Here is a 24,851-nt window from a genome sequence, read left to right on the forward strand (position 1 = left end):
GGCATCGCCCGCCTGCACAACCTCGTTCTCGCCGGATGACGGGCAAACGAGCAGGCCATGCAGACGTCAAAGATCATTTACGGGACAGCCCTTAGGGCGTGTGTCGGAAGTGCTCTAGGTTGGCCGACGTGAGCGGATGGGGGCGGAGTTATCGATATGTCGGACCCGGCGAGCTGAAGGCTGCGTTCCGACCTGGTAGCGGCGGGCGCCGGATCCGCTCGGCGGCTGACTTCGGTGACTGGATCATGGAGCAATCGGCGGCGGAGCTGGCCGAACCGTTCACCTTCGTGGTCGGTGTGGACGGTGTACTTCGGCTCGCGCCGCGACGAAGCGAGCATGTGGCCTGTGCCGGCGGAGACATGGTTCTGAGCGCCGGCGAGATCAGCTTCATGCGCGAGGCAGACCGATGGACCGTAAACGAGGTCAGCAACCAGTCCACCGGGTACTGCCCGGACGTCAGCTCTTGGGCGGAGGTCGCCCGTGCCCTGGATGCTGTAGAGCTCCGGCGGCCTTCGGGCTTCACCCACGAGGTGGTGTTCCGGCGGTGCCCCGAGTGCCAGGAGCACAACATCGTGCGCGAGGACGACTTCGTCTGCGTCTTCTGCGGCAGCGACCTTCCCACGGCGTGGAACGTGGACCCCACCGCGTGACAGGTGAGGGTCACAGCCACTCACTGATTGCAGCGATGAGGACGGTCGCCTGAAGCGGACCGCGAGCTAAACACTGTCCGGCGGATCATGCCGTGGACGGGGCTGCTGAGGCCCAGCTGACCTCACTAGAATCGCGGTGTGTTCGAATACCACGGCTGGATCACCGTCAGGGAGACCGCAGTTAATGACGACGATGACGTCCGACTGCGGCAGGTCGTGGATGAGCTTCGGCTTCGCATCACCCGGATCGCTAGTCCCTACCTCCTTGACCTCAGGTGGATGAACGGCGAGCCGTTCATCCACCTGGGGGGCCATTCCAATCACCGCTCGTCGCTTGATGTCGTCGGTCTGTTCGAGCATGTCGCAAAGGTTGCCCCCGGCTCCTACGGGCTGCTGCACATTCGCGACGACGAGGACCCAACCCATGAGAACGAGGTACGTGTACTGAGACTCGCTCGGGGCACGGTCACCGAGCACACGGAGACACTGCTGTCCCCATGCATCCCGACGCTCGAAGACCCCCTTCAGTGATTAGCAGCCGGAGCCATAGGCGGATCACCGCGACCGAGATGGTGCCGTGAAAGACGAAAGGCCTCTTGTCGAAGCGGGCTGCGATGGCCCGGGACTTCTTGAGTCGGTTGATCGTTCGCTCGACCTCGTTGCGGCGTTTGTAGATCGCGCTGCCGAAACCGGCGGGTCGGCCGCCGTTGCTGCCGCGCCGCTTGCGGTTGGCCCGCCGGTGCTTCGATTCGGGGATGGTGTCTCGGGCAGCTTCAGGAAAGGGCAGTCGGCCTGCGGGGCGGCGGGACGGCGCGGAGCAGCTCCCAGAGGGGGCGTGAGCCGGATGCCCACGTTGCGAGCGTGTGGCGGTCGACCACGTAGAGGTGCTGCTGCTTGGCGAAGGCCACGGCCGGCTTGGTGACCCGGCCGTTCGTGACGATGACCGCGACGTCCGCGCCGTGGACCTGGCGGGCGGTGCCGTTGAGCACCTGGAGGTCAGGGGTGCCCACCGCTGAGCCGGCGAGGCCGTTGCGGCGGTGTTTGCACTGGATCACCCAGCGGCGTCCGTAGGGGTCGGTGGCTTTCACGTCGGCGCCCAGGTCGCCGCCGCCCCCGACACGGGCCGCGTCCTGGCAGCCGTCGCGGCGCATCAGGTCCCGTACCGCGTCCTCGAACTGGGAGTGGTGCAGGCCGTCCAGTTGGGACAGTGCGTACCGCAGACCCTGCGCACGGACCGCTTCCCACCGCGCTTGCTGCTGTTTGTGGTGGAGCCAGGCACCGCCGGCCAGCAGCGCGAGCGTGCCGATGACGATCAGGACCCACCAGTGGGTCAGCAACCAGTTGACGACGGCCACCACCAGGCCGACGGCCAGGGCTGTGACCACGAGGATGCCGATGAGCCGGTCCTCTGCATGCAGCTGCCTGCTGGTCCTGCGGGTGCGACGCCGCACCGGCGGACGCCTGCCGGCCGGCCTCCGGCCCCTGCGCGCGCGGGAGTTCACCGGCTGGCCTGTGTGACGCCGCTCGCGACCTGTCCCAGGAGATCCATGATTCCCTGGCCGACGGGGGTGGGCGCCAGCAGGACACCCAGCGCCAGGACGAGGATTGCAGTATTCCTTTCCTCCACGCGGCTGCGGGCTTGCGTACGGCGCCGAAGCCGGAAGAAGACGATGACTGCGAGCAGCACCGCCACGTTGATGGTCAGCAACCGTCCAGACCTCCCCCAACGATCTGCCTTCAGAGACGGGGCGGCAGTGCGCCACCCCAGCGTCCTTGTGTAGCCGGGCGTCATTGATGTTGGAGGCGGGTTGCCGACGAATGGCACAAAGGCATCGGACCTGGCCGGATATCGCGCGGCGCGTCTGGCGGCGATACCCATGCTGGCGTGGGCACCAGGGTCACGGCCGGCACCCCAACCGGGCTTTCGCCGCACGACCTGGCTGCCTTGGCTGTCACCACGATGCACGCGTCACCTACAGGCCGCCCCAGGGAGACGGCACCTCATCATGCTGGTCTCCGGCTGGGGTGCGTTCATCGCAGACGGCCTCGTCGCTATGTACTACCTCGGGCACGCGCTCTGGCCCGCCAAGACCGACCGTACCGCCGACAGCAGCGGCGCGGAGGCCTAGCCTCTGCAAATGCACCGGGCGAATTCGCGAGTGAGCAGGGTAGTGACTTTCCGTGATCTCCAGCGGGTTGCCCCCGTCGCGCTGCTCTTGGGTCAGCTCCTGGTGCCGCCGTAGTTCCGCAGGACGTTCAGAGCCCTGTCGAAAGCCGAGTCCCTCTTCTCGTCGAACTCCTCCTTCGTGAAGACCGGCTCTGTGAGGTGCGGTGGAATGCCCGTGCCGTCGAAGGTCCTGCCCGACCGGGTCAGGAACTCCTCGTTCGGCAGCCAGGCCGACATGCCGTTGGGGAGCTTGCGCAGCATGACGTCCGAGAAGACCCCCTGTGTGGGCTGGCCGATCCGGACCGTCTTGCCGGGCCGGTCCATGAGGGCCTGGGCGAAGGACTCCCCCGCGCTGACGGTCGAGCCGCCGGTCAGCACGGCGATCGGCCCGGTGTAACGGGGGCCTTGGGCGGGCGTGACGTACGCGGGCTGGGGGCGAGTGTGCCGGGTGGGGTCTGTGGGGTCGTTGCGGGCCCGCTTGGAGTAGGCGACGTAGGGGATGTCGGTGAGGCGCTCGGCGATGTGGATCCCCAGTGCGTCGGAGCCGCCGCCATTGATCCGCAGGTCGATGATCAGACCCTTCAGGCGCTGGGTGCGCTCCTGGCTGAGGACCGTATCCAGCGCCCTGTCGAGCTCTGCCAGCTGGGCGGCGTAGGGGGCGCCACCGCCCACGTATCCGCCGAAGCCGGAGATCCGCACATAGCCCTGCCCGCCGGGTAGGTCGGCGTAGGTGATCCGCCCGTTGGCGAAGTCCTGGAGGTTCCGGGCGTCCTTGAGGTCGCGCTCCACGATGAACTTCTTGACCTTGGTGTCCAACTCCCCGGTCGGCAGGACGGTGCCGGGCCGAACCTGCGCGAAGATGCGGTCACCGTCCTGAACGGCGACATGGGAGTCGTACAACGGCTTCACCATCTCGCTGAAGACGGCGAAGAGCTCGTCCTTGGTCGTCTTCGCGTGCACCTTGGGCCGGTACCGGTCGCGTACGGCGTGCCAGTCGATGCCCTTGGCGGAAAAGAAGGGGTAGTTCTCCTCGAAGGACTGCCAGAAGACGTCGAAGGCGGCGAGCGGCCCCTCGGGGGCCGGACGCGTGCAGGCGTCGGGCAACGCCTGGATCGGGCGCAGGTTCCGGTCGCCGACGGAGCCGTCCACCCGCATGGATCCGCGGTCGCGGCCTCCTTGGGTGCGCACCGTGAGGACAGTGCCGTCAGGCTTGGTGTAGGTGCCGGGGCCGGTCCGCTGCGCGGAATCGCCCTTGAGACAGCTGACGGCGGTGGTCTGGTACTCCTGGAAAGTTCCGTTCCGGATGGACAGGACTGTGCCGTAGCCGTCCATGCGCCAGATTCCGTCGGTGGTCGGCTGTTGGGCGGTGGCTGCCGGCGCAGCTCCGCCGACGAGGGCCAATGCGACGGCGGTGGCCGTGACAATGCGCACGATCTTGCCTTCTCTGTAGGCGACTTGCTCGGTACAGCCCCACGATCGCCGACACGGCGTTCTCCCGGCCATCCGGCTGTCCGGTTGATCTTGGGTGGGGCCAGCCCCCCGTTACCGGCGGTACTCGGGGCCGACGCTTGGGGAGTGCAGACGTGGTCGGCGCGGAAGGGCGGGCCCGCCCGAGGGCATGGCATCCGGTGGGTCCGCGAGGTCCGGCCGGCCCATGATCTCGTCGGGGATTGGACCGTGCCTCGGCGAGCGGCATGAGGATCTCGCCGCCGCCGGGAGAGGTAAGGTCACCAAGAGGTGAGGACCTGTTCAGGGCGGGAGTGACGTGTGAAGCGGCCGACGATAGCGGACATCGCACGCCGTGCCGGGGTGTCCAAGGTGGCCGTCTCCTACGCGCTCAACGACCAGCCCGGGGTCTCCGACGCGACCCGGGCCTCGATCAAGGCGATCGCGGAGGAGCTCGGCTGGCGCCCCAACAGCGCCGCGCGTGCTCTCAGCGGGGCCCGCGCCCAGGCCGTCGGACTCGTCGTACGGCGACCGGCGTCCACGCTCGGCACCGAACCCTTCTTCATGGAGTTCATCAGCGGGATCGAGAGCGTCCTCTCGGAGCGCTCGTACGCCCTGATGCTGCAGATGGCCGACAGCGACGAGCGCGAGCTGGAGGTCTACCGGCGCTGGTGGGGAGAGCGCCGGGTGGACGGCGTGTTCCTGGTCGACCTGCGGACCGACGACCCGCGCGTACCCGCGATCGAGGCCCTCGGCCTGCCCGGTGTCGCCATCGGTCCGCCGCACACCTCCGGGACCCTGACCGCCGTGTGGTCGGACGACGCGGCGAGCGTGCGCGAGACCGTGCTGTACCTGGCGGCGCTCGGTCACCGGCGCATCGTGAGGGTGGCCGGACCCGCGGGCCTCGCCCACACCGCCGTGCGGGACACCGCCCTCCGTACGGCCTGCGCGGAGGCCGGACTGTCCGAGCCGGAGATCGTCCACACCGACTACACCGGTGACGAGGGGGCCCGCGCCACCCGCCGCCTGCTCATCGCACCGGAACGCCCCACCGCCATGATCTTCGACAACGACATCATGGCCGTGGCGGCGCTGTCCGTGGCCCAGGAGCTCGGCCTCGGCATTCCCGCCGACCTGTCCCTCGTGGCCTGGGACGAGTCTCCCCTCACCCGGGTGGTCCGCCCTCCCCTGTCCGCCCTGGCCCGCGACATCCCCGCGTACGGCGCGGGCGCGGCCCGCGCGTTGCTCTCGGTCATCGCGGGTGAGGAGGTCGCGGACGTGGAGGAGGAGTACGCGCGCTTCGTGCCGCGCGGCAGCACCTCCGCTCCGCCCGCCTGACCCCCGCCCGCCTGACCCCCGCCCCGGCGGCCCGCTCGGTCGGCGGACCACGCGGGCGCTACTTCGTGGCCCCCTGGGCGAAGCCGTTGTAGATCCAGCGCTGGAGCGACAGGAACACGACGAGCGTCGGCAGGATGACGAGGATCGCGCCCGCGGAGATGGCCTCCCAGTGTGCTCCGAAAGGCCCCTTGAAGCGGAACAGCGCGGTGGAGATGGTCCCGAGGTCCTCGGAGTGCAGGTAGAGGAAGGGGATGTAGAAGTCGTTGTACGTGGTGATCCCCTTGATGATGACGACGGTGGCGATCGCCGGCTTGAGGAGCGGAAGGATGATCTTCCGGTAGATCGTGAAGGCGTTGGCGCCGTCGAGACGGGCCGCCTCGTCCAGCGATGTGGGGATGGAGCGGATGAACTGCAGGAAGATGTACACGGAGACGATGTCCGTGCCCATGTAGAGCAGGATCGGGGCCCAGCGGGTGTCCACCAGGCCGAAGCCGTTGATGACCTGGAAGGTCGCGACCTGTGTGGTCACCCCGGGTACGAGGGTGGCGACGAGGAAGAGCGCCATGACCGCCTTCTTCGCCCGGAACGCGAAGCGGTCGACCGCGTAGGCCGTCATCGAGCCGATGACCACGGTGCCGCCGATGGAGAAGAGCAGGATGAAGGCGGTGTTGCCGAAGGCCGCGAGCATGTTGCCGTCGGTGAACGCCGTGACGTAGTTGTCGACGTTCAGCCAGTCGCCCGGCAGCGAGAGCGCTCCCCCTTCGGTCACCTCCCTGGACGTCTTGAGGGAGGTGAGAAAGACGACGGTCAGCGGCAGCAGGACGACCACCGCCGCGGCGACCAACGACAGATAGGTCAGCGCGGTCCCGATGGGGAAGCGGCGGCGCCGACTCGCCGGAGCCGGGGCGGAGATGACGTGGGGAGTCGTGACATGGGGGGTCGTGACATGAGGGGTCGTGACATGGGGGGTCATACGAGGTCCACCTTGTCGTCGGGCACGAGCCGGCGCTGGATCCAGGTGATCAGCAGGATGATCGCGAGCAGCACCACGGCTGCGGCCGAGGCCAGACCGGTCTTGTTGAACTGGAAGGCGAGCTTGACCGTCTGGATGACGAAGGTCGAGGTGCCGGTCGCGCCGCCGGTCATGATGTAGGGGATCTCGAACACGGACAGGGAGCCGGAGATCGCCAGGATGATGCTGAGGCTGAGTACCGGCTTGATGCTCGGGGCGATGATGTGGCGGAACTGCTGCCACCTGCCGGCACCGTCCAGTTGGGCCGCCTCGTACAGCTCGGCCGGGATGGACTGGATGGCGCCGAGGAAGAGGACGAAGTTGAGTCCCGTGAAGCGCCAGACGGAGACTCCCGCGAGGGAGACGTTGGCGGAGGTGGGGTCGCCGAGCCAGGGGTGGTCGGTCGTCACGCCGAGCCAGGACAGTACGGAGTCGAGGGTCCCGCCGTCCTGGAAGAAGTAGAGGAAGACGAAGCCGATCGCGACACCGTTGATGAGGTAGGGGAAGAAGAGGATCCCCTTGAAGAAGGTGCGGAACCGGAGGTTGAAGCTCAGAACGGTCGCGAAGTAGAGCGCGACGACGATCTGGAAGGCGGAGGCGGCCAGGTAGTAGCCGCTGACGAAGAAGACCCGGAAGAGTTCGGGGCGGGTGAATATCCGGACGTAGTTGTCGGTGCCCGTGAAGTTCCGGTCGGGGCTCACCCCGTCCCAGTCGGTAAAGCTGTACGAGATCATGCTCGCCACCGGGACGTAGGTGAACGTGATCAACAGCGCCAGCGGCGCCGCCAGGAAGAGCCACGGGGTGGCCCGCCGGAGCGGGGAGCGGCGCCAGGAGCGCCCCGAGGCGCTTCTGCCGCCGTCGCGGCGCTTCACGGGCGCGACGTCCGTCACGGGCCCGGCTGCGTGAACGGTCGCGCGTCCCGCCGCGGGGTCGGCGGGGCCCGGTGGGTGGTCGTGTCGCGTCGGGCGCGGCCTCTTCACGGACGTCGTCCGGGAGGAGGGGGGAGGTGTCTCGGTCATGTCGGCCTTTCGTGTCCGCGGCTGCGGGAGGTGGGGCCCCGGCCTCCCATACGGCCGGGGCCCGCTCCGCCGGTGTCAGGAACCGGCGGTCTTCGCCGCCTCGTCCCACCGCTTGTTCAGATCGGCGAAGAAGCCCTGGAGGCCGCCCTCCTCTGTTCCGCGCGCGGTGTCGATGAGCTTCTGCCGGTAGTCGGGCTTGTTCAGGCCGATTTCGGCGGCGTTGTCGATGTCGTTGACCGCGGCCGTCTCGGCCTCGGAGCGCTCCACGAAGGTGACATCGTTGTCAACATAGTCCTTGAGGGTGGTCGGCATGGGAGCCGACCTCACCACGGGCACCGCACCCTCCTGCTCCGAGTAGCCCGACTTCTCGGTGAACCAGTCGATCCAGGCGCGCGCCGCGGACTTGCTCTTCGAGTAGGCGCTGACGGCCTGCTGGTAGTCGGAGACCAGGGTGGCGCAGAACGCGCCGTCCTTCTGGACGGGGAAGGGCATGAAGCCGATGTCCGCCGGGGAGCCGCCGGCCTCCTTCGCCGCCCCCTGCATCTGGGTGATCGCCCAGGACCCCAGCATCATCGTGCCGATCCTGCCCTCGGCGAGCAGCGCCTTGGAGGTCTCCCAGTTCGTGGTGGTGGGGTCCTTCTCGGCGAGTCCCTGTCGCACTATGTCGTGGACCAGCGTGTCGATCGTGTGGAGCTCACCTCCGGCCTTCCAAGGGGAGACCGGGCCGGCCAGCTTGTCGGTCGCCTTCGCGTCGCAGGTCACCGACCCCACGTTCGACGTCCACTGGACGAGCGGCCACCCGTCCTTGAAGTTCGTGTAGTACGGGACGGCGTCCGTCTTCTCCTCGATCGCCTTCAGGGCGGCGGTGAACTCCTGCGGCGTCTTCGGCCACTCGGTGATCCCGGCCTTCTTCCACAGCGCCTTGTTGTAGACGAAGCCGTTGGCCGTGCCGAACTGGGCGATACCGTAGACCTTGCCTCCCACGTCGGTCTTGTCGCTGAAGCGGTACTTCTGCGACAGCTCGGCGGTCGTCCCGAGAGGGGCGAAGAACTTCGGGTAGTCGTTCTTGGCGACCGCCGCGGGGATCATCAGCACGTCGCCGTACGCCTTGGTGTTCATGCGGATCTTCACCTCCCCCTCGTAGTCGGTGATGCCCTCGAACTCCACCTTGACCTTGGGGTAGGTCTTGTTGAAGGCCGCCGCGTACCGCTTCATCGTGCCGTTCTGGACGAGGTCGGTGCGATGGGTGAGGACCTTGATCTCGCCGGAGACCGCGTTCGGGTCGGCGGGCGCCGCCGCGGTCTCGCCGGAGGCGGTAGCGCCGCCACTGCATCCCGCCACGGTCAGCGTCGCGGCGGTCAGAAGCGCGCCCGTGAGCGCCTTCGTCTTCCCCATGTGCCCAACTCCTTCAGGGTTACGGCTCAGGTCAAAGCGGGATGTCGGCACTATGGCAGGGACGATGTGAACCGGTAAAGCTCTTGATTCCAGCGCGATGCCCAATCGTTACCAGAGGAGCCGGGATTCGCTACGGAGCGCCTGATGGGACACCTGTCTACGCAGACAGTCAGTGATCACCTTCGGAGCTTTACCGGTTCATAGACAGTGGCCGACCGGACGGCTAGGTTGTCGGGGTCGTATACGCACCGGCCGCAGACAGGCGATTGGAGCCGCACACATGAAGGACGTCACCCAGCTGACCGAGGGCTGGAGCCTGCGCCATGGGGACGCGCTGCTTCCGGCCCGCGTCCCCGGCTGCGTCCACACCGATCTGCTCGCCGCGCGGGTCATCCCCGACCCCTTCATCGGGCGGAACGAGACCGAGGTCGCGTGGGTCGGCCGACAGGCATGGTCCTACGTCACCGCGTTGACGCACGACAGCACCCACGAGCGCACCGAGCTCGTCTTCGAGGGACTGGACACCGCCGCGGAGATCACCCTGGCCGGCGACGCCCTCGGCGCGACGCGCAACATGCACCGCCACCACCGCTTCGACGTCACGGGCCGCGCGGGCCTCCTGGAGGTCCGTTTCGCCTCGGCGTACGAGGAGGCGGAGCGGGTCCGCGCGCTCACCGGGGAGCGGCCGAACGTCTACCCCGAGCCCTTCCAGTACATCCGAAAGATGGCCTGCAGCTTCGGCTGGGACTGGGGCCCGACCGTCGTGACGGCGGGCATGTGGCGCCCGGTGCGTCTGGAGCACTGGTCGACGGCCCGGCTGGACCAGGTCCGTCCGCTCGTCACGGTCGACGGCGCGACCGGTCACGTCGAACTCCGGCTCCGGGTCGAGCGCACCCGGCGTGACGCCGGCCGCCCGCTGACCGCTCGCGCCTCCCTCCGGGCCTCCGCCCGGGCCTCCGTCCGGACGGACGAGGGTGCCTTCGAGACCCGCGTCCCCGCCGCGGAGGGAGAGGTCCTCGCCGCAGCCGAGGTCTCCTTCGACGCCGACGAGGCCGTGGTGCGCCTGACGGTGCCCGAGCCGCGGCTGTGGTGGCCGCGCGGCTACGGCGACCAGCCCCTGTACGAGCTCGACGTGACGCTGCTGGACGAGGAGGAGGGGCCGCTGGACGTCTGGCGGCGCCGGATCGGCTTCCGCACGGTCGAGCTCGACCGCTCGGCCGACGCGCACGGCACCGGCTGCACCTTCGTCGTCAACGGCGTACGGATCTTCGCGCGCGGCGTCAACTGGATCCCGGACGACGTACTGCCCTCCCGCGTGACGCCCGAGCGCTACCGGACCCGGCTCACCCAGGCCGCCGAGGCCAACGTCGACCTGATCCGCGTCTGGGGCGGCGGCATCTACGAGGACGACGCCTTCTACGACGTCTGCGACGAGCTCGGGCTCATGGTGTGGCAGGACTTCCTCTTCGCCTGCGCCGCCTACCCGGAGGAGCAACCGCTGCGCGGGGAGGTGGAGGCCGAGGCGCGTGACAACGTTGTCCGCCTCATGGCGCACCCCAGCCTGGTCCTCTGGAACGGCAACAACGAGAACCTCTGGGGCTTCCGCGACTGGGACTGGGAGGCACCGCTCTCGGGTGACTCCTGGGGCGAGGGGTACTACCTCGGCGTGCTGCCGCGGATCGTCGCCGAACTGGACCCGACCCGCCCGTACACCGCCGGCAGCCCCTGGTCCGGCTCCTGGGACCACCATCCCAACGACCCCCGCCACGGCACCCACCACTCGTGGGAGGTGTGGAACCGCCAGGACTACGCCGAGTACCGGGCGAGCGTGCCGCGCTTCGTCGCCGAGTTCGGCTGGCAGGCCCCGCCCGCCCTTGCTACGCTGCGCCGCGCCCTGCCCGGCGAGGAACTCGCCCCGGACTCCCCCGGCATGCTGCACCACCAGAAGGCCGAGGACGGCAACGGCAAGCTGAACCGGGGCATCGAACGCCACTTCCCGCTTTCCGAGGGCGACTTCGGCCGCTGGCACTATCTGGCCCAGGTGGTGCAGGCCCGGGCCGTGGCGGCGGGCATCGAGCACTGGCGGGCGAACTGGCCCGTGTGCGCCGGCACGGTGGTGTGGCAGCTCAACGACTGCTGGCCGGTCAGTTCGTGGTCCGCGATCGACGGTGACGGCCGCCTGAAGCCGCTGTACCACGAGCTGCGTCGGGTGTACGCGGACCGGCTGCTCACCCTCGTCCCCGGCGACGGGGGCCCGCTGCTCGCCGTCGACAACCAGTCGGGCGCGCCCTGGCACACGTCGGTCGTCCTGCGGCGGGTCGACGCGGACGGGACCGTCCTGCGGGAGGCCGTGGTCGAGGTGGAGGCCGACGCCCGCTCGGTCGCCAAGCCGGCGCTGCCGGCGGAGCTGCTGCCCGCGCCGGGGTCCTCCAAGGAGTTCCTCGTCGCCGACGCCGACGGGCTGCGCGCGGTCTACTTCCCGGTCCCCGACAAGGAGTTCGCCTACCCGCCCGCCCGGTACGAGGTCCGGCTGGCGGCCGTCCCCGGTCAGGATGCGGCCGTCGACGTCGTGGTGACGGCACGGACCCTGGTGAGAGACCTCCTCCTCCAGGCCGACCGGCTCGGCCCCGCGGCGAGCGCGGACCGCGGGCTGCTCACGCTGCTCCCCGGCGAGGAGGCCACCATCCGGGTGAGCGGATGCACGGACATCGGCGTCGAGCGGGTGCGCGCGGCCCTGTTCAGCGTGGATCCGGCGTGAACGCCCCAGCCCAGCGCGTCACCATCAACGACGTCGCCGCGCGGGCCGGTGTGTCCAAGGGCGCCGTCTCGATGGCGTTCAACAACCGCCCGGGGGTGTCCCGGGCGACCCGGGAGCGGATCTTCGAGGTCGCCCGTGAGCTGGACTGGACCCCGCACCAGACCGCGCGGAGCCTGTCCGGCCGGCGGGCGGGCATCGTGGGCCTGGCGATCTGCCGCCCGGCCCGGCTGCTGGGTCTCGAACCCTTCTACATGGAGTTCATCTCCGGCATCGAGAGCGTCCTGACGCAGCGCTCGTGCTCGCTGCTGCTCCGTCTGGTGCGGGACCTCGACGAGGAGATCGCCCTGTACGAGGGGTGGTGGCGGGGCCAGACGATCGGCGGGGCGATCCTGGTCGACTTCCACCAGGCCGACCCGCGGGTGGCGCCCCTGCGGGCGCTGGGACTTCCCGCGGTCGCCGTGGGGCATCCGTCGCTGACCGGCGGATTCCCCTCGGTGTGGACGGACGACGCCACGGCGGCCGCGGACGCGGTGAGGTACCTCGCGGCGCTCGGCCACCGGCGCATCGCACGCGTGGGCGGCCCGGCGGGCCTCGGGCACAGCGGAATCCGCGCCGAGACATTCGAGGCCACCATGGCGGAGCTCGGTCTCGACGGCCGCCGCCAGGTGTCGACCGGCTTCTCCGGCGAGGAAGGCGCCCGGGCGACCCGCGGGCTGCTGCTGGCACGCGACCGTCCGACGGCGATCGTGTACGACAACGACATCATGGCCGTCGCAGGGGCCGCCGTGGCAGCGGAGATGGGACTGGTGGTGCCGGACGACGTGTCGTTGCTGGCCTGGGACGACTCTCAGCTGTGCCGGCTCACCCACCCGCCGCTGTCGGCCATGAGCCATGATGTCCACCGCTTCGGCGAGGAGGTCGCGCGCGCTCTTTTCGGGGTGATCGAAGGCACGCACAGCGGAGCGCTCCAGGTCCCGACGCCGTCGCTGACCCCACGGGGCTCCACGGGTCCGCCCCGGCGTGCGTAGCCCGCGCGCCTGACAAGAGGCCGTACCTCCCCCGGGGGGGTACGGCCCCTTTCCTCGCGCTTCGGTCGGACCCGCCGCCCGCCTCCGCCGGATCCCCGTCGGCTCACCGCCGCACGGGGGCGAGTCCCCGACGGCGCAGCCAGCGCAGGTGTTCGACGGCGGTGGCACTCCCGCCCCCCGCGTGGTCGCCGAAGGGCCACTCCTTGAGGTCCTTCTCCCCCGCGTAGTTCCGGAAGGCCGCGAGGACGGTGGACGGCGGGCAGACGGGGTCCATCAGGCCGGCGCTGAACAGGGCGGGAGCCGTGGCGCGGCGGGCGAAGTGCACACCGTCGAAGTAGGCGAGGGTGGCGAAGACCCGGTCCGCCGCGTAGGGGGCCTGATGGCGCAGGTAGTCGACGATCTCCGTGTACGGCCCCTCGGTCGCGGTCTCGGCGCCGCGCCGGATGTGGCAGAGGAAGGGTACGTCGGGCAGGGCTCCCGCGATGTGGTCACCGGCGAGTCCGGCGACCGCGAGGGCGAGCCCGCCCCCCTGGCTGGCGCCCTGGACCACGATCCGGTCCCGGTCGACGTGGGGCATCGCGCGGGCCGCGTCGACCGCGCGGACGCAGTCGGTGACGAGGCGCCGGTAGTAGTGGGAGTGCGGATCCTCCGCTCCCCTGGTCATGTAGCCGTGGACCCAGTGGGTTCCGCTGTCCGGGTGCGGGTCGGGGGTGTCGTGGCCCTGACCGCGGCTGTCGACGACGAGGTGGGCGTATCCGGCGGACGCGTACAGGAGGTGGTCGGTGGCCGCGCCCCGCCCACCGCTGTATCCGATGTACGTGATCACCGTCGGCAGGGGGTCCTCGGCCTCCGAGGGCACGGCGAGCCACGCGGCGACGGGCTGGCCGGCCCAGCCGGGGAACCGCACGTCGTAGGTGTCGAGGGTGATCAGCGGCGAGTCGGGCACCGGGCGGACCTCCGGATCGCCGCCGGCCCCCCGGGCCGTTCGCAGCGTCTCGTTCCAGAAGGCGTCGAAGTCCGCCGGCTCGGCCGGGAGTTCGGCGGTCCGGGCCGCCGGATGGTCCAGGGGCAGGTCGGTGTACGGCACCGGGGTGGGCTCCTCGGAGTGCGGGCCGGCCCGCGCCCGCCCGGGGAGGCGGCGGGGCCGGCGGTTTTCGGGTGGTACGGAGCGGCCCCCACCGGCCGGGACCGCGCCGGGGGAGGCCGCCGGTGCGCCCCTGCGCGGCGTGGGCCCGGCAGGGACGCGGTGGGTCAGCCCTTGGCGCAGGCGGCGCCGTTGAGGAGGAAGGCGGCGGGGACGCCGTTGCCGCCGGTGGACGAGGCGCTGAAACCGAAGCTCACGGTGGCGCCGGGCGCGACGGTCTCGGTCCAGGACTCGTGTGTGGCGCGGACCTGGTTGCCCTGCTGGACGACCTTGGCGTTCCAGGCGGAGTTCACCGTCTGGCCGCCCGGGAAGGCGAAGTCGAGCTGCCAGCCCTTGATGGTGTGGGTTCCGGTGTTGCGGATGGTGACGTCGGCGTTGAAGCCACTGCCCCAGTCCTGCAACCGGTACGCGACGGTGCAGGTGCCGGTGGCCGGCCCGCCGGTGGTCGTGACGGTCGCGGCGGCCGAGCGCGCGGAGCGGTTCCCGGCGGCGTCGCGGGCGTACACGGCGAAGGTGTAGGCGGTGGCGGGGGTCAGCCCGGTGAGGGTGGCGTTCGTCGTCGTCGTGCTGGTGACGGGGGTCTCTGCCGTCCCGTTGACGCGGACGACGTCGTAGCCGGTGACGCCGGTGTCGTCGGTGGCGGCGGGCCATGTCAGCCGGGCCCCGGTGGACGTCACCTCGGACGCGGTGGGGGCGCCGGGGGCGGTGGGCGCCTGGGTGTCGCCGCCGCCTCCGGTGCCGCCGTAGACGCTCGCCTCGCGGGAGGTCTGCCGGACGCCGTCGGGGCCGTTGAAGAACCGCTGCCCCCAGGGGGTGAGCCGGCTCGCGTCGAAGCCGGTGGCCAGGTCGAGGTACTCGACGCCGCCGCCGTTCCCGCTCCAGGACCAGCCCAGGTAGCCGAGGTCCAGCCGCCGGGCGGTGGCCATGATGGCGTCCTCGTCGGGGTTGCCGTCCGAGTGGTCGTCGCCGAACTCGCCGACGACGATCGGGAGTCCACGGGAGACGAACCGGTTCAGGTAGTCCTCGACCTCGGCGGCGGTGTCGTAGACGCCGTACATGTGGATGGAGAAGACGGTGTTGCGGTCGGGATCGGCGGCGAAGACGGCCGGCGCGTTCTCCCGCATGGTGTTCGACCAGTCCTGGCCCCAGTTGGGGGCGTCCACCATGAGCGTGTGGTGGAAGCCGGCGGCGCGCAGGCGCGTGATCGCGTCCTTGGTGTCGTGCGTCCAGGCGGTGTAACCGGTGTTGCCGTGCGGCTCGTTGCCGAGGTTGACGACGACGTACTTCTCCTGGCCCTTGACCGCGTTCGCGACCTCCAGCCAGTAGTCGACCGCCTCGGAGAGGGAGACGGCGCCGCTCTGCTCGCCGTAACCGGTGGTGTCGTGTGCCTCCAGGACGCAGACCAGCTTGTTGGTCTTGCACTGCGTGACGATGTTCGCGACGTCGGCCGCGTCGTTCTTCGTCCATCTGTCGCCCGTGCTGAGCACGACGCGCACGGAGTTGGCCCCCAGCGCCTTGATGTCGGAGAGCGCCTGACGGGTCCTGGTGGGGTACCAGGTGTGCGCGTGGTTGACGCCCCGGAAGACGAAGTCCTGCCCGTTGGCGTCCAGAAGACGGCCGTTCTGGACGTGGAAGCCGGAGGCGGACGTATCCGCGGCCCCGGCGGCGACGGGCGCGGTCAGCAGCGCGGCGGCGACGGCGAGCAACGCTCCCGCGGCGGTGGCCAGTTTCCTGTTCATGTGGTGGTGTCCCAACTCGGTCGCGCGCGCCGCGGCACGGAGTCCGGGGCGTGCGGCTTTCCTGACATGGAGGGTGTGGTGCTGCCGGCCCCGCGCAGCGGCGGGTCGTACGACGGGGGGCCGGCGCATGCCCGCTGCTCGGAGGTGTTTCCGCGGCTCTCGCCGAGCGGCGGGAGAAATGTTCACCGAAGGGGGATGAGATTCCCTTACGGCCGTGACTTGGGCGGGTTGGTGACCCACCCGGCGACCGAGAACGAGGCTAGAGGCCGTGTACGGCCAAAAACAATAGCGTGGGCATAACCGGTTAAGTTTAGTGGGCTGTTCTGTTTCAGCGGAACGCCCGTTGCCCTGGCGGGCGGTGTGCGGGCCGGTTCACACCCCGACGGTGGCACGGAAGACCGTGCCGCTCCCCGCCACCCGGACCTCCTCGACGGCGGGGACGTAGAGCGAGCGCCCGGGCCCGATCCGCAGGGAGGCGTCGGCCGAGACCACCTGTGCCTCGCCTTCGGTGCACAGCAGGATCTGCGGGGCTCCGGCCGGCAGGGGGCGCGGCGGCTCGCCCGTACGGAGCCGGAGCCGCGACAGCCGGAAGTCGTCGACGGGGGCCGGGTAGACCTGCTCGCCTTCCTCGTCCCGGGGGGTGAGGACGCGGGTGGGCCTCGCCGTGAAGCGGACGACCTTCGCCAGTTCGCCCGCGTCGACGTGCTTGGAGGTCAGCCCGCACCGCAGGACGTTGTCGGAGCTCGCCATGATCTCCACTCCGAGGCCGGAGAGGTACGCGTGCGGGATGCCGGCACCGAGGAACAGGGCTTCCCCCGGCGCAAGCGTGATGTGGCGCAGCATCAGCGCGGGCAGCAGCCCCGGGTCGCCCGGGCGGGCCCGCGCGATCCGCTCGTAGGCGAGGAGGTCGGCCGGGTACGGGCCGCCCGGTTCGGCGGCGGCCTGCGCCGCGACGGCCTCGGCGACGTCGTCGACAAGGCCCGCCGGCGGGTGGAGGAAGGTGGTGAAGACCTGCGCGAGGGCCGCCTTCTCGGGGAGGGCGCGCAGTGCCTCGGCGTGGGCGCGCAGCCCGGGCACCCGCAGGGTGTCCAGCAGCTCGGCGCACCGGCGGGGTTCCCGGAAGCCGCACAGCCCGTCGAACGGGGTGAGCGCGACGATCATCTCGGGCTTGTGGTGGGCGTCCCGGTAGGTGCGGTGTGGAGCGTCCGGGGGGACACCGAGGGCGTTCTCGCGCGCGAAGCCGGCCTCGGCCTGGGCGAGGTCGGGGTGGACCTGGACGGAGAGAGGGGCGTCGGCGGCCAGCAGCTTGAGGAGGAACGGCAGCCGGGGCCCGAACCGGCGCAGGGTCTCGGCGCCGAGCTCCGCCGCCGGGTCCGAGGCGATGACCCGGTCCAGGGGCAGCGGCCCCTGGGCGCGGTCGACCCGGGAGGGCGCGGCGGGATGGGCTCCCATCCACAGCTCGGCCTGGGGCTCACCGGTGGGCGCTGTCCCCATGAGGCGCGGCAGCGCGGTGGTGGAGCCCCAGTCATAGGACTGGACGGTGTTGGAGAGGAGTTCCACGAGTTCTTCCTGAGTGCGTCGCTGGGTCGGAACCGGGATGCCGGGGGCTTGACGCTCAGCTCACGAGACGGCCGGTGTGGTGGCGCAGGAGCCCGCCTTCGACAGACCGGCCGCCGAGGCACCCGCGGCGGCGGCCCCGATCAGCCCCGCGTCGAGCGCGAGCCCGGCGGGCACCACCGGTAGGCCACGGGTGAAGTCGAGGACCGCGTACGAGGCCAGGTGGCGCCGGAGCGGGCCGAAGAGCACCTCTCCGGACTGCGCGACGCCGCCGCCGACGACCACGAGGTCGAGTTCGACCAGAGCCGTCGTCGCCGCGACGGCCGCGGCCAGAGCCCGCCCGGCGCGGTCGAACGCGTCGAGCGCGCGCGGATCGCCCGCACGGGCGGACGCCTCGACCTCCTTGGCCGTCGTGGGGGCGCCGGACGGCGGGGTCCAGCCGGACTCCAGCGCGTGGGCGGCGATCGCGGGGCCACTGGCGAAGCGCTCCACGCAACCACGCGCCCCGCACGGGCAGGCGGGGCCGTTCTGCTCGACGGTGATGTGGCCGATGTGCCCGGCGTTACCGGACCTTCCCGCGTGGAGGGTTCCGCCCAGGATCAGCCCGCCGCCCACGCCGGTGGAGACCACCATGCACAGCGCGTTGTCCACGCCCTGGGCGGCGCCCAGCCAGTGCTCGGCCGCGGTCATCGCCACCGCGTCGCCCACGAGTACGGGCCGGATCCCGGCCGGTACCGACGGGTGCGCCCGCACCCGGTCCACGAGGGGGAAGGAGCGCCAGGCGGGGATGTTGACCGGGCTGACCGTACCCGCCACCGTGTCGACGGGGCCCGCGCTGCCGATGCCCAGGCAGGCGAGAGCGGCCCACTCCGGGTGGGCGGACAGCTCGCCGAGAACCCAGGACACGGCCGCCATGAGCTCCTCCGCGGAGCCCTGCGCCGGGGTGGCCGACTGGGACCGGACCAAAAGGTGCCCGTCGGTGTCGACCAGAGCTCCGGCGATCTTCGTGCCCCCGATGTCGAGCGCTCCGTACACCATCGCTTGCAGCCTTTCCGTAGCAGCGAACTGGGATGCGCCGGTCACTCTGCCTGCAGGGTGACAACGTTGTCTAGTTAACGGGTTCAGTTCAGTCCGGGTTTAGTAAAACCCTCCCTGATAGGGGATCACCACCTGGACGGCACGGTTCGATTCGCTTCATGCTCGGCCCCGAGGAAGACCTCTCCCTCGTCTCGGCCCCGATGGATTTCCTCGGCCTCCTACCACTGGTACAAGTCGGTGATCGCCGCTTCACTCGTAGCGCGTGGGAAGACCTCAGGATGACGCGTCGGCGAGTCGGCGGCCGACCCTCGCCGCGGTCTCCCTGAGCCAGATGTGGGCGGCGTCGTGGGTGTGAACGGGGTGCCACCACAGGGCTTCTCGCAGCGGGACGGCTTCATAGGGCGGTTCGAGGACGCGTACGGCCGCGATGGGAGAGAGCAGGCGCGCGAGACGGGCCTGGACCAGGGCGATGCGGCGGGTACCGGCCACGAGGGCGGGAAGCGCGTGGAAGCTGTCGACGGAGACCTCGACGCGGGGCTCGATGCCGAGCATGCCCAGCTGGCGCACGGCGGGGGCGTCGTAGGTGCGCTGGTAGGTGACCCAGGGCAGGCGGGCGAGGTCCTGCCGGGTGAGACGGTCCTCGACGCCGGGGTGGTCCTCGGCGACGACGAAGACCCAACCGTCCTCGTAGAGGTCGGTGGCGGGGAAGCCGCTGATGACACCGTGGGGCATCAGGAGGCCGTCGGTGGCGCTGAGCAGGCTCGCCGTGTCGTCGACGACGGTGACCGGGGTACGGGTGAAGCGCAGACGGATGCCGGGGGCCTGCTCGTGGACGGCGCGGGCGAGCGCGACTCCGAAGACGGAGACGGCGTAGTCGGAGGCGAGGATGCTGAACTCGCGGGTCTCCGTGGCCGGGTCGAAGGCGGCCTGACTGGTGAAGAGCCGCTCCAGGACGTCGTACGCGGTGGCCGTTCGGTCCAGGAGGACCTGGCCGAGCGCGGTGAGCTCGTACTGGCTCCCGACGCGGGAGAGGAGCTCGTCACCGAAGTGACGGCGCAGGCGGGCCAGGGCGGCGCTCATGGCGGGCTGACTGAGGCCCACACGCTGCCCGGCCCGGGTCACGTTGCGTTCTTCGAGCAGGGCCCGGAGGGCGACGACGAGGTTGAGGTCGAGGCGGGCCAGATTCACGAGGCGGGATCCCTTCCGGAACGACACTGCCTGCGGCTATCCACCAGAGCGATGGTACAGATCCACGGAATCGATTTCCCTGATTGCTTGATGCGGTCCAGATTGGTCCCATCGCAGTCAGGAGGACATGTCGGTGACACCCCCATCCACCTCTGATCTCTTCGCCGGGCCTTTCGCCCTCGGCACTCTCTCCGCGGACGACCACCCCGCTTTCCCCGCCCTCGTCGACGGCGGGGGGCAGGTACTGGACCTTCGGTCGGCCTTGGCCGACCCTGCGTTGACGATGCGGACCCTGCTGGAGCAGTGGCCGACCGTGCTCCCGCGCCTCCGCGCACTCGCCGTCGAGCCGGGACATGTACGACGCCCCGTGTCGGAGTTCCGCATCCTCGCGCCGGTCGAACCGCGGCAGGTCTTCCAGTCGGGTGCCAACTACCGTCAGCACGTCATTGATCTGCACGTCGCACACCGTGCGCCCGACGACGAGCGGTCCGAGGAGGAGCGGCGGGCCGAGGCGGCCGAGATCATGGATCGGCGGGCCGCCGAGGACCTCCCGTACGTCTTCATCGGCCTCCCCGGCTCGATCACGGGCCCGTATGACGACGTGACGCTTCCGGCTTGGGCGGCGAAGCCGGACTGGGAGCTGGAACTGGCGGCGGTGATCGGCCGGCCCGTGTACCGGGTTCCGCCCGGGGAAGCGCTGGAGTGCGTCGCGGGCTACACCATCGCCAACGACCTGACCGACCGGGCGACGGTGTTCCGGCGGGACATGCCGCAGATCGGCACGGACTGGCTGCGCAGCAAGAACGCGCCCGGGTTCACCCCGCTGGGCCCGTGGATCGTGCCGGCCGAGTCCGTCGGCGACACCGGCGACCTGCGGCTGACCCTGAAGCTCAACGGCGAGGTCATGCAGGACGAGTCCACCAAGGACATGATCTTCGGCGTGGCCCGCATGGTCGCGTACGCCTCGCAGACGGCGCGGCTCCTGCCCGGTGACCTCGTGCTCACCGGCTCGCCGGCGGGCAACGGCATGCACTGGGGCAGGCTGCTGCGCGACGGCGACGTCATGGAGTCCTCCATCACGGGTCTGGGCGCGCAGCGCACCCGATGTGTCGCGGAGGGGAGGTGAACCGCACCGACCCCGAGGGCGCCATCGCGCGGGCTGCCAAGGAGTGCTCCAACTGGGGCCGTTGGGGTGCGGACGACCGTCTCGGCACCGTGAACTTCCTCAACGACGCCAAGCGCCGCGAAGGCGCCGCGCTCGTCCGGCGGGGAGTCAGCTTCTCGCTCTCCCAGCGCTTCGACATCAACGGCCCCCAGAAGGGCTGGCGGCGCCGGACCAACCCCGTCCACACCATGCTGGACACCGGCACGGACGCGGCCCTGGGCAACCAGGGGCTCCCCCACGGCATCGGCGGCGCCGACGACGTGATCGCGATGCCGCTGCAGTGCTCCACCCAGTGGGACGGGCTGGGCCACATCTTCGACCACGGCAAGGCCTGGAACGGCCGGCCCGCCGAGCGGGTCGTCACCTCCGACGGCGACCAGGTCACCGGCATCGAGCACCTGGCCCCGCACATCGCGGGACGCGCCGTGCTCCTCGACGTCGGCCGCACCGCGGGCGAGAACGGCGAGCTTCCCGACGGTTTCGCCATCACCGAGGAGCACCTGACGGCCGCCGCCGAGGGCCACGGCGTCACCGTCGGCCGCGGCGACATCGTCCTCGTGCGGACCGGGCAGCTCGCCCGGGTCCGCAGGGACGGGTGGGGCGACTACGCGGGAGGCGCCGCCCCCGGTCTGTCCTTCACCACGGCGTCCTGGCTGCACGGCAGTGAGATCGCCGCGCTCGCGACCGACACCTGGGGCTTCGAGGTGCGGCCCAACGAGTTCGACCACGCCTTCCAGCCCCTGCACCAGGTCGCCATCCCGCACATCGGTCTGCTCATCGGCGAGATGTGGGACTTCGAGGCCCTCGCCGAGGACTGCGCGGCCGACGGCGTGTACGCGTTCTGGCTCACCGCGGCCCCCCTGCCCATCACCGGCGCCGTCGGTTCCCCCGTCAACCCCGTCGCCGTCAAGTAACCCCGGGGCCCACCCGGCCCGAGGAACAAGGGAGTTCCCCATGAGCAGCGCACCCCGCAGAGTCCTGGTCGTCGGCGGCGGAGCGGCCGGCAACGCCGCCGCGATCCTGCTGCGCCGCGGCGGGATCGACGTCGACCTCGTCGAGGTGAAGGACGACTGGAACGCCACCGCGGGATCCGGCATCACCCTCCAGGGCAACGCCCTGCGTGTCCTGCGCGAACTCGGCGTCTGGGAAGAGGTGAGGGCGTCCGGCTTCCCCTTCGGGTCGGTCGGCATCACCGCTCCCGACGGCACCGTCCTGCACGTCCAGCGCGACCTGCGCACCGGCGGCGACGACCTGCCCGCCACCGTCGGCATGCAGCGCCCCCGGCTCCAGCAGATCCTCATCGACGCCGTCCGCGCCAGTGGCGCGACCGTCCGTCTGGGCACCACCGCCGCGATCGTGGACCAGGACGCCACCGGTGTCTCGGTCCGCTTCAGCGACGGCGGCGAGCACCGCTACGGTGTCGTGATCGCCGCCGACGGCCTCGGCTCCGCCACCCGCGCGCAGATCGGCATCACCGACGAGCCCGAACCGACCGGCATGGCCATCTGGCGCGTCGCCGCCCCGCGCCCCGTCGGCGTCGAGCACACCGACCTCACCTACGGCGGCCCGGCGTTCATCGCCGGCTACTGCCCCACCAGCCCCACCACGCTGTACGCGTACGTCGTCGAGAAGAACCGCGACCGTTCCTCCATACCGCCCGAGTCCTACGCCCAGGAGATGGTCCGCCTCACCTCCGCCTACGGCGGCGCGTGGCCGGAGATCACCGCGACGATCACCGACCCCTCGAAGGTCAACTACGCCTGGTTCGACCGGCTGCTCGTCGAAGGCTCCTGGCACCGCGGGCGGGTCGTGCTCGTCGGAGACGCCGCGCACTGCTGCCCGCCCACCCTGGCGCAGGGCGCGGCGCTGTCCCTGGAGGACGCCTGGGTCCTCGCCCGGATGCTCACCGCCTCCGACACCTGGGACGAGGAGCTGCTCCAGGCCTACCACGACCGCCGGATCGCCCGGGTCCGCCCGGTCGTGGAGGCATCCGTCCGCCTGGGCCGGTGGCTGCTCGACGGAGTCGGCGACGCCGATGTGCCCGGTCTCATGGCCCGCACCATGACCATGCTCCGGGAGCTGCCGTGACCGCGCCCACCGTGGACGTCCACGCCCATGTCCTGCTGCCGGAGATCGACGCGCTCGTCGCGGGTCTGCCCGGGAACGCCGAGGCCGCGGCGCTCGACGCCCGCCGCAACGGCTCCGCCGCGCTCGCGGTCAGCGGCCCCATGGTCCGCGACCGGATCCCGGCCCTGACGGATCCCGCCGTCCGGCTCGCCCGGATGGACGCCCAGGGCGTCGACGTACAGCTCGTGAGCCCCTCGCCGTCGCACTACCACTCCTGGGCGGACGCGCCCACGGCCGAGAAGGTCTGGCGGCTGGCCAACGAGGCCACGGCCGCGCACTGCGCCGCGGCGCCGGACCGGCTTCGCGGTCTGGGGCTCGCTCCCCTGCAGCACCCCGGCCTCCTCGTACCGGCCCTGGACCACGCCCTGGAGCACGGGCTCGTCGGAGTGGAGATCTCCAGCCACGCGCCCGGCCGGGAGCTGTCGGACCCGGCCTACGAGCCGCTGTGGGCGCGTGCCGAGGAGACGGGGGCGGTCGTGTTCCTGCACCCGTTCGGCTGCACGCTCGACGAGCGACTCGACCGGTGGTACCTGTCCAACACCGTGGGGCAGCCCACCGAGAACGCGGTCGCGCTGTCGCACCTGATCTTCTCCGGCGTCCTCGACCGGCACCCCGGGCTGAAGATCGTCGCGGCCCACGGCGGCGGCTACCTGCCCACCCACATCGGGCGCAGCGACCACGCCTGGCGGTCCCGGACCGATGCGTCCGCCGGCTGCGCCCGGCTGCCCAGCAGCTATCTGCGGCGCCTGTACTTCGACTCGCTCGTGCACGACCCGCGGGTGCTGCGGGCCCTGGTGGAAGCGGTGGGAGCGGACCGGGTGCTGCTCGGCTCGGACTTCCCCTTCGACATGGGGTCCGACGATCCGGTCGGCGCGCTCCGCGCGGCGGACCTGCCCGAGGCCGACTTCCACGCCGTCCGCGGCGCCAACGCCACCGCCCTGCTCACCCTCTCCCCCGCCCGAGGAGGCACCCCGTGACGAACAACCGGTTGCTCACCCACCTGCGGCACGTCGACCTGGCCGTGCCCGACTACGACAAGCAGCTCGACTTCTACGCCGGTGTGTGGGGGCTCACCAAGGTCGCCGAGGACTCCGGCATCGCCTTCCTCGCCGCCGAGGGCAGCCCGGAGCAGTACGTCGTCCGGCTCCGCAAGGCCGGGGAGAAGCGCCTCGACCTCGTCTCGTACGGCGCGGCGACCCCGGCCGACGTGGACACGCTGGCCGAGCAGCTCCTGGCCGGCGGCGTGCGGCTGATCTCGCGGCCCGGAGCCGTCGACACCCCCGGCGGCGGCTACGGCTTCCGCTTCTTCGACGTCGACGGCCGCACCGTCGAGGTCTCCGCCGACGTCGGGGTCCGCACGCACCGGAAGATCGAGGAGAAGGAGGCGATCCCGGTCAAGCTCTCGCACGTCGTCCTCAACTCCCCTGATCTGGGGCGCACTCGGGCCTGGTACGAGCGTCACCTCGGCTTCCGCCTGTCCGACACGCTCAGCTCGCCCCACGTGGGCGAGGTCATGCACTTCATGCGGATCAGCAGCCGGCACCACTCCATGGCCCTTGCCAAGGGCCCGCACACCTCGCTGCACCACATCTCCTTCGAGATGCGCGGCATCGACGAGTACATGCGCGGCTCGGGCCGGGTCCTGCGGGCCGGCCACACGAAGATCTGGGGCCCGGGCCGGCACATGGCCGGCGACAACACCTTCACCTACTTCCTCGACCCGCACGGCAACACCGTCGAATACACCACCGAGTTGGAGAACCTCGACGAGGACACCTGGCACCCCCACGTCTACGACTTCTCCCGGCCCGAGGTCACCGACCAGTGGGGCACCGCCAACCCGATGAACGAGCTCGTCGCCAGGGAGTCGTTCAACGACCCCGACCGCGGCTGCTTCGTCGCCCCGCCGGTCTGATCCTCCCGACCGTCCGATCCCCGGGAACGCGGCCGGCGGTGTCCCGCCCTGGCTCACGCCGCCGCGTTCCCGGCCCTGGTCCAGGGGCCCGGTCCACGGGGCCCGGACCGTCCGGCGAAAACCGGGGGCCTCCTGGCCGTCCCGGACGGCCCGGTTCCGTGTCCC

At 70.9% G+C, this 24,851-nt stretch carries 22 protein-coding genes and 1 pseudogene; 11 read left to right on the forward strand and 12 right to left on the reverse strand.

Going from position 1 to position 24,851, the window contains the following annotated elements; translation table 11 throughout:
- Nucleotides 1-128: 128 nt before the first annotated feature.
- Together AB0A69_RS25445 and AB0A69_RS25450 are read left to right on the forward strand one after the other, a co-directional pair.
- The gene (locus tag AB0A69_RS25445) at nucleotides 129-650 is read left to right on the forward strand and encodes a hypothetical protein (RefSeq protein WP_361426371.1); all 522 of its coding nucleotides are present in this window, start codon (nucleotides 129-131) and stop codon (nucleotides 648-650) included.
- A gap of 138 nt (nucleotides 651-788) precedes the next feature.
- Nucleotides 789-1,181, forward strand: a complete 393-nt coding sequence (locus AB0A69_RS25450; protein ID WP_361426373.1) for an Imm7 family immunity protein — start codon at nucleotides 789-791, stop codon at nucleotides 1,179-1,181.
- Here the strand turns inward: AB0A69_RS25450 and AB0A69_RS25455 are convergent.
- The 3 genes and pseudogenes from AB0A69_RS25455 to AB0A69_RS25465 form a co-directional block, all read right to left on the reverse strand.
- Nucleotides 1,117-1,416 (reverse strand): annotated as a pseudogene (locus AB0A69_RS25455) (hypothetical protein); the annotation flags it as partial. The gene AB0A69_RS25450 and the pseudogene AB0A69_RS25455 overlap by 65 nt on opposite strands.
- 7 nt (nucleotides 1,417-1,423) lie before the next feature.
- Complete coding sequence (locus AB0A69_RS25460; RefSeq protein WP_361426376.1) at nucleotides 1,424-2,101, reverse strand: restriction endonuclease; 678 nt, start codon at nucleotides 2,099-2,101, stop codon at nucleotides 1,424-1,426.
- 47 nt (nucleotides 2,102-2,148) lie between these two features.
- Nucleotides 2,149-2,358: a hypothetical protein gene (locus AB0A69_RS25465; RefSeq protein ID WP_361426378.1), complete on the reverse strand. Its 210-nt coding sequence runs from the start codon at nucleotides 2,356-2,358 to the stop codon at nucleotides 2,149-2,151.
- A gap of 298 nt (nucleotides 2,359-2,656) precedes the next feature.
- On the opposite strand from AB0A69_RS25465, the gene AB0A69_RS25470 reads away from it, so the two are divergent.
- Nucleotides 2,657-2,779 (forward strand): hypothetical protein, encoded by a 123-nt coding sequence (locus AB0A69_RS25470; protein ID WP_361426381.1) that lies wholly within the window; start codon nucleotides 2,657-2,659, stop codon nucleotides 2,777-2,779.
- Between the two features lie 92 nt (nucleotides 2,780-2,871).
- Here the strand turns inward: AB0A69_RS25470 and AB0A69_RS25475 are convergent, their stop codons facing one another.
- Nucleotides 2,872-4,248, reverse strand: coding sequence for a S41 family peptidase (locus tag AB0A69_RS25475; protein ID WP_361426384.1), 1,377 nt, complete (start codon nucleotides 4,246-4,248; stop codon nucleotides 2,872-2,874).
- A gap of 336 nt (nucleotides 4,249-4,584) precedes the next feature.
- Between AB0A69_RS25475 and AB0A69_RS25480 the strand changes: the two genes are divergently transcribed.
- A complete protein-coding gene (locus tag AB0A69_RS25480) occupies nucleotides 4,585-5,601 on the forward strand; it encodes a LacI family DNA-binding transcriptional regulator (protein ID WP_361426387.1) in 1,017 nt (338 codons plus the stop codon).
- A 58-nt stretch (nucleotides 5,602-5,659) separates the two neighbouring features.
- Here the strand turns inward: AB0A69_RS25480 and AB0A69_RS25485 are convergent, their stop codons facing one another.
- From AB0A69_RS25485 to AB0A69_RS25495, 3 genes are all read right to left on the reverse strand, one after another.
- The gene (locus AB0A69_RS25485) at nucleotides 5,660-6,574 is read right to left on the reverse strand and encodes a carbohydrate ABC transporter permease (RefSeq protein WP_361426390.1); all 915 of its coding nucleotides are present in this window, start codon (nucleotides 6,572-6,574) and stop codon (nucleotides 5,660-5,662) included.
- Nucleotides 6,571-7,485, reverse strand: coding sequence for a sugar ABC transporter permease (locus AB0A69_RS25490; protein ID WP_361426847.1), 915 nt, complete (start codon nucleotides 7,483-7,485; stop codon nucleotides 6,571-6,573). The genes AB0A69_RS25485 and AB0A69_RS25490 overlap by 4 nt, the downstream gene beginning before the upstream one ends.
- A gap of 222 nt (nucleotides 7,486-7,707) precedes the next feature.
- Nucleotides 7,708-9,027: an ABC transporter substrate-binding protein gene (locus AB0A69_RS25495; protein WP_361426393.1), complete on the reverse strand. Its 1,320-nt coding sequence runs from the start codon at nucleotides 9,025-9,027 to the stop codon at nucleotides 7,708-7,710.
- A 280-nt stretch (nucleotides 9,028-9,307) separates the two neighbouring features.
- Here AB0A69_RS25495 and AB0A69_RS25500 point away from each other — a divergent pair, with 280 nt between their 5' ends.
- On the forward strand, nucleotides 9,308-11,785 hold the full coding sequence (locus tag AB0A69_RS25500; RefSeq protein WP_361426396.1) for a glycoside hydrolase family 2 protein: 2,478 nt from the start codon (nucleotides 9,308-9,310) through the stop codon (nucleotides 11,783-11,785).
- Nucleotides 11,782-12,813, forward strand: a complete 1,032-nt coding sequence (locus AB0A69_RS25505) for a LacI family DNA-binding transcriptional regulator (protein ID WP_361426399.1) — start codon at nucleotides 11,782-11,784, stop codon at nucleotides 12,811-12,813. The genes AB0A69_RS25500 and AB0A69_RS25505 overlap by 4 nt, the downstream gene beginning before the upstream one ends.
- Nucleotides 12,814-12,916: 103 nt before the next feature.
- Here the strand turns inward: AB0A69_RS25505 and AB0A69_RS25510 are convergent, their stop codons facing one another.
- The 5 genes from AB0A69_RS25510 to AB0A69_RS25530 form a co-directional block, all read right to left on the reverse strand.
- Nucleotides 12,917-13,900 (reverse strand): acetylxylan esterase, encoded by a 984-nt coding sequence (locus AB0A69_RS25510; RefSeq protein WP_361426402.1) that lies wholly within the window; start codon nucleotides 13,898-13,900, stop codon nucleotides 12,917-12,919.
- A 164-nt stretch (nucleotides 13,901-14,064) separates the two neighbouring features.
- A complete protein-coding gene (locus tag AB0A69_RS25515) occupies nucleotides 14,065-15,696 on the reverse strand; it encodes a cellulase family glycosylhydrolase (RefSeq protein WP_361426405.1) in 1,632 nt (543 codons plus the stop codon).
- A 372-nt stretch (nucleotides 15,697-16,068) separates the two neighbouring features.
- Entirely contained in the window at nucleotides 16,069-17,256 is a 1,188-nt protein-coding gene (manA, locus tag AB0A69_RS25520) for a mannose-6-phosphate isomerase, class I (protein ID WP_361426408.1), read from the reverse strand.
- Nucleotides 17,257-17,316: 60 nt separating this feature from the next.
- Nucleotides 17,317-18,291 carry an ROK family protein gene (locus AB0A69_RS25525; RefSeq protein WP_361426411.1) on the reverse strand — a complete coding sequence of 325 codons (975 nt, stop codon included), beginning with the start codon at nucleotides 18,289-18,291 and terminating at the stop codon, nucleotides 17,317-17,319.
- Between the two features lie 273 nt (nucleotides 18,292-18,564).
- Nucleotides 18,565-19,479, reverse strand: a complete 915-nt coding sequence (locus AB0A69_RS25530; RefSeq protein ID WP_361426414.1) for a LysR family transcriptional regulator — start codon at nucleotides 19,477-19,479, stop codon at nucleotides 18,565-18,567.
- A gap of 127 nt (nucleotides 19,480-19,606) precedes the next feature.
- On the opposite strand from AB0A69_RS25530, the gene AB0A69_RS25535 reads away from it, so the two are divergent.
- Genes AB0A69_RS25535 through AB0A69_RS25555 form a run of 5 tightly spaced genes read left to right on the forward strand, consistent with a single transcriptional unit; the run spans nucleotide 19,607 to nucleotide 24,686 of the window.
- Nucleotides 19,607-20,605, forward strand: a complete 999-nt coding sequence (locus tag AB0A69_RS25535) for a fumarylacetoacetate hydrolase family protein (RefSeq protein ID WP_361426417.1) — start codon at nucleotides 19,607-19,609, stop codon at nucleotides 20,603-20,605.
- Nucleotides 20,584-21,558: a cyclase family protein gene (locus AB0A69_RS25540; RefSeq protein WP_361426420.1), complete on the forward strand. Its 975-nt coding sequence runs from the start codon at nucleotides 20,584-20,586 to the stop codon at nucleotides 21,556-21,558. Before AB0A69_RS25535 ends, AB0A69_RS25540 begins: the two co-directional genes overlap by 22 nt.
- A gap of 40 nt (nucleotides 21,559-21,598) precedes the next feature.
- Nucleotides 21,599-22,732 (forward strand): FAD-dependent oxidoreductase, encoded by a 1,134-nt coding sequence (locus AB0A69_RS25545; protein ID WP_361426423.1) that lies wholly within the window; start codon nucleotides 21,599-21,601, stop codon nucleotides 22,730-22,732.
- The gene (locus AB0A69_RS25550; protein ID WP_361426426.1) at nucleotides 22,729-23,748 is read left to right on the forward strand and encodes an amidohydrolase family protein; all 1,020 of its coding nucleotides are present in this window, start codon (nucleotides 22,729-22,731) and stop codon (nucleotides 23,746-23,748) included. Before AB0A69_RS25545 ends, AB0A69_RS25550 begins: the two co-directional genes overlap by 4 nt.
- A complete protein-coding gene (locus tag AB0A69_RS25555; RefSeq protein WP_361426429.1) occupies nucleotides 23,745-24,686 on the forward strand; it encodes a VOC family protein in 942 nt (313 codons plus the stop codon). Before AB0A69_RS25550 ends, AB0A69_RS25555 begins: the two co-directional genes overlap by 4 nt.
- Nucleotides 24,687-24,851 lie beyond the last annotated feature (165 nt).

Source organism: Streptomyces sp. NPDC045431 (assembly GCF_040646655.1).
Lineage (GTDB): Bacteria > Actinomycetota > Actinomycetes > Streptomycetales > Streptomycetaceae > Streptomyces.

What these genes read in the sequence shown, in the direction of transcription:
- AB0A69_RS25470 (WP_361426381.1), top strand. Translation starts at nt 2,657, where the DNA reads ATGCTGGTCTCCGGCTGGGGTGCGTTCATCGCAGACGGCCTCGTCGCT.
- AB0A69_RS25485 (WP_361426390.1), bottom strand. Translation starts at nt 6,574, where the DNA reads ATGACCCCCCATGTCACGACCCCTCATGTCACGACCCCCCATGTCACG.
- AB0A69_RS25495 (WP_361426393.1), bottom strand. Translation starts at nt 9,027, where the DNA reads ATGGGGAAGACGAAGGCGCTCACGGGCGCGCTTCTGACCGCCGCGACG.
- AB0A69_RS25500 (WP_361426396.1), top strand. Translation starts at nt 9,308, where the DNA reads ATGAAGGACGTCACCCAGCTGACCGAGGGCTGGAGCCTGCGCCATGGG.
- AB0A69_RS25515 (WP_361426405.1), bottom strand. Translation starts at nt 15,696, where the DNA reads ATGAACAGGAAACTGGCCACCGCCGCGGGAGCGTTGCTCGCCGTCGCC.
- AB0A69_RS25525 (WP_361426411.1), bottom strand. Translation starts at nt 18,291, where the DNA reads ATGGTGTACGGAGCGCTCGACATCGGGGGCACGAAGATCGCCGGAGCT.
- AB0A69_RS25535 (WP_361426417.1), top strand. Translation starts at nt 19,607, where the DNA reads ATGTCGGTGACACCCCCATCCACCTCTGATCTCTTCGCCGGGCCTTTC.
- AB0A69_RS25540 (WP_361426420.1), top strand. Translation starts at nt 20,584, where the DNA reads ATGTGTCGCGGAGGGGAGGTGAACCGCACCGACCCCGAGGGCGCCATC.
- AB0A69_RS25545 (WP_361426423.1), top strand. Translation starts at nt 21,599, where the DNA reads ATGAGCAGCGCACCCCGCAGAGTCCTGGTCGTCGGCGGCGGAGCGGCC.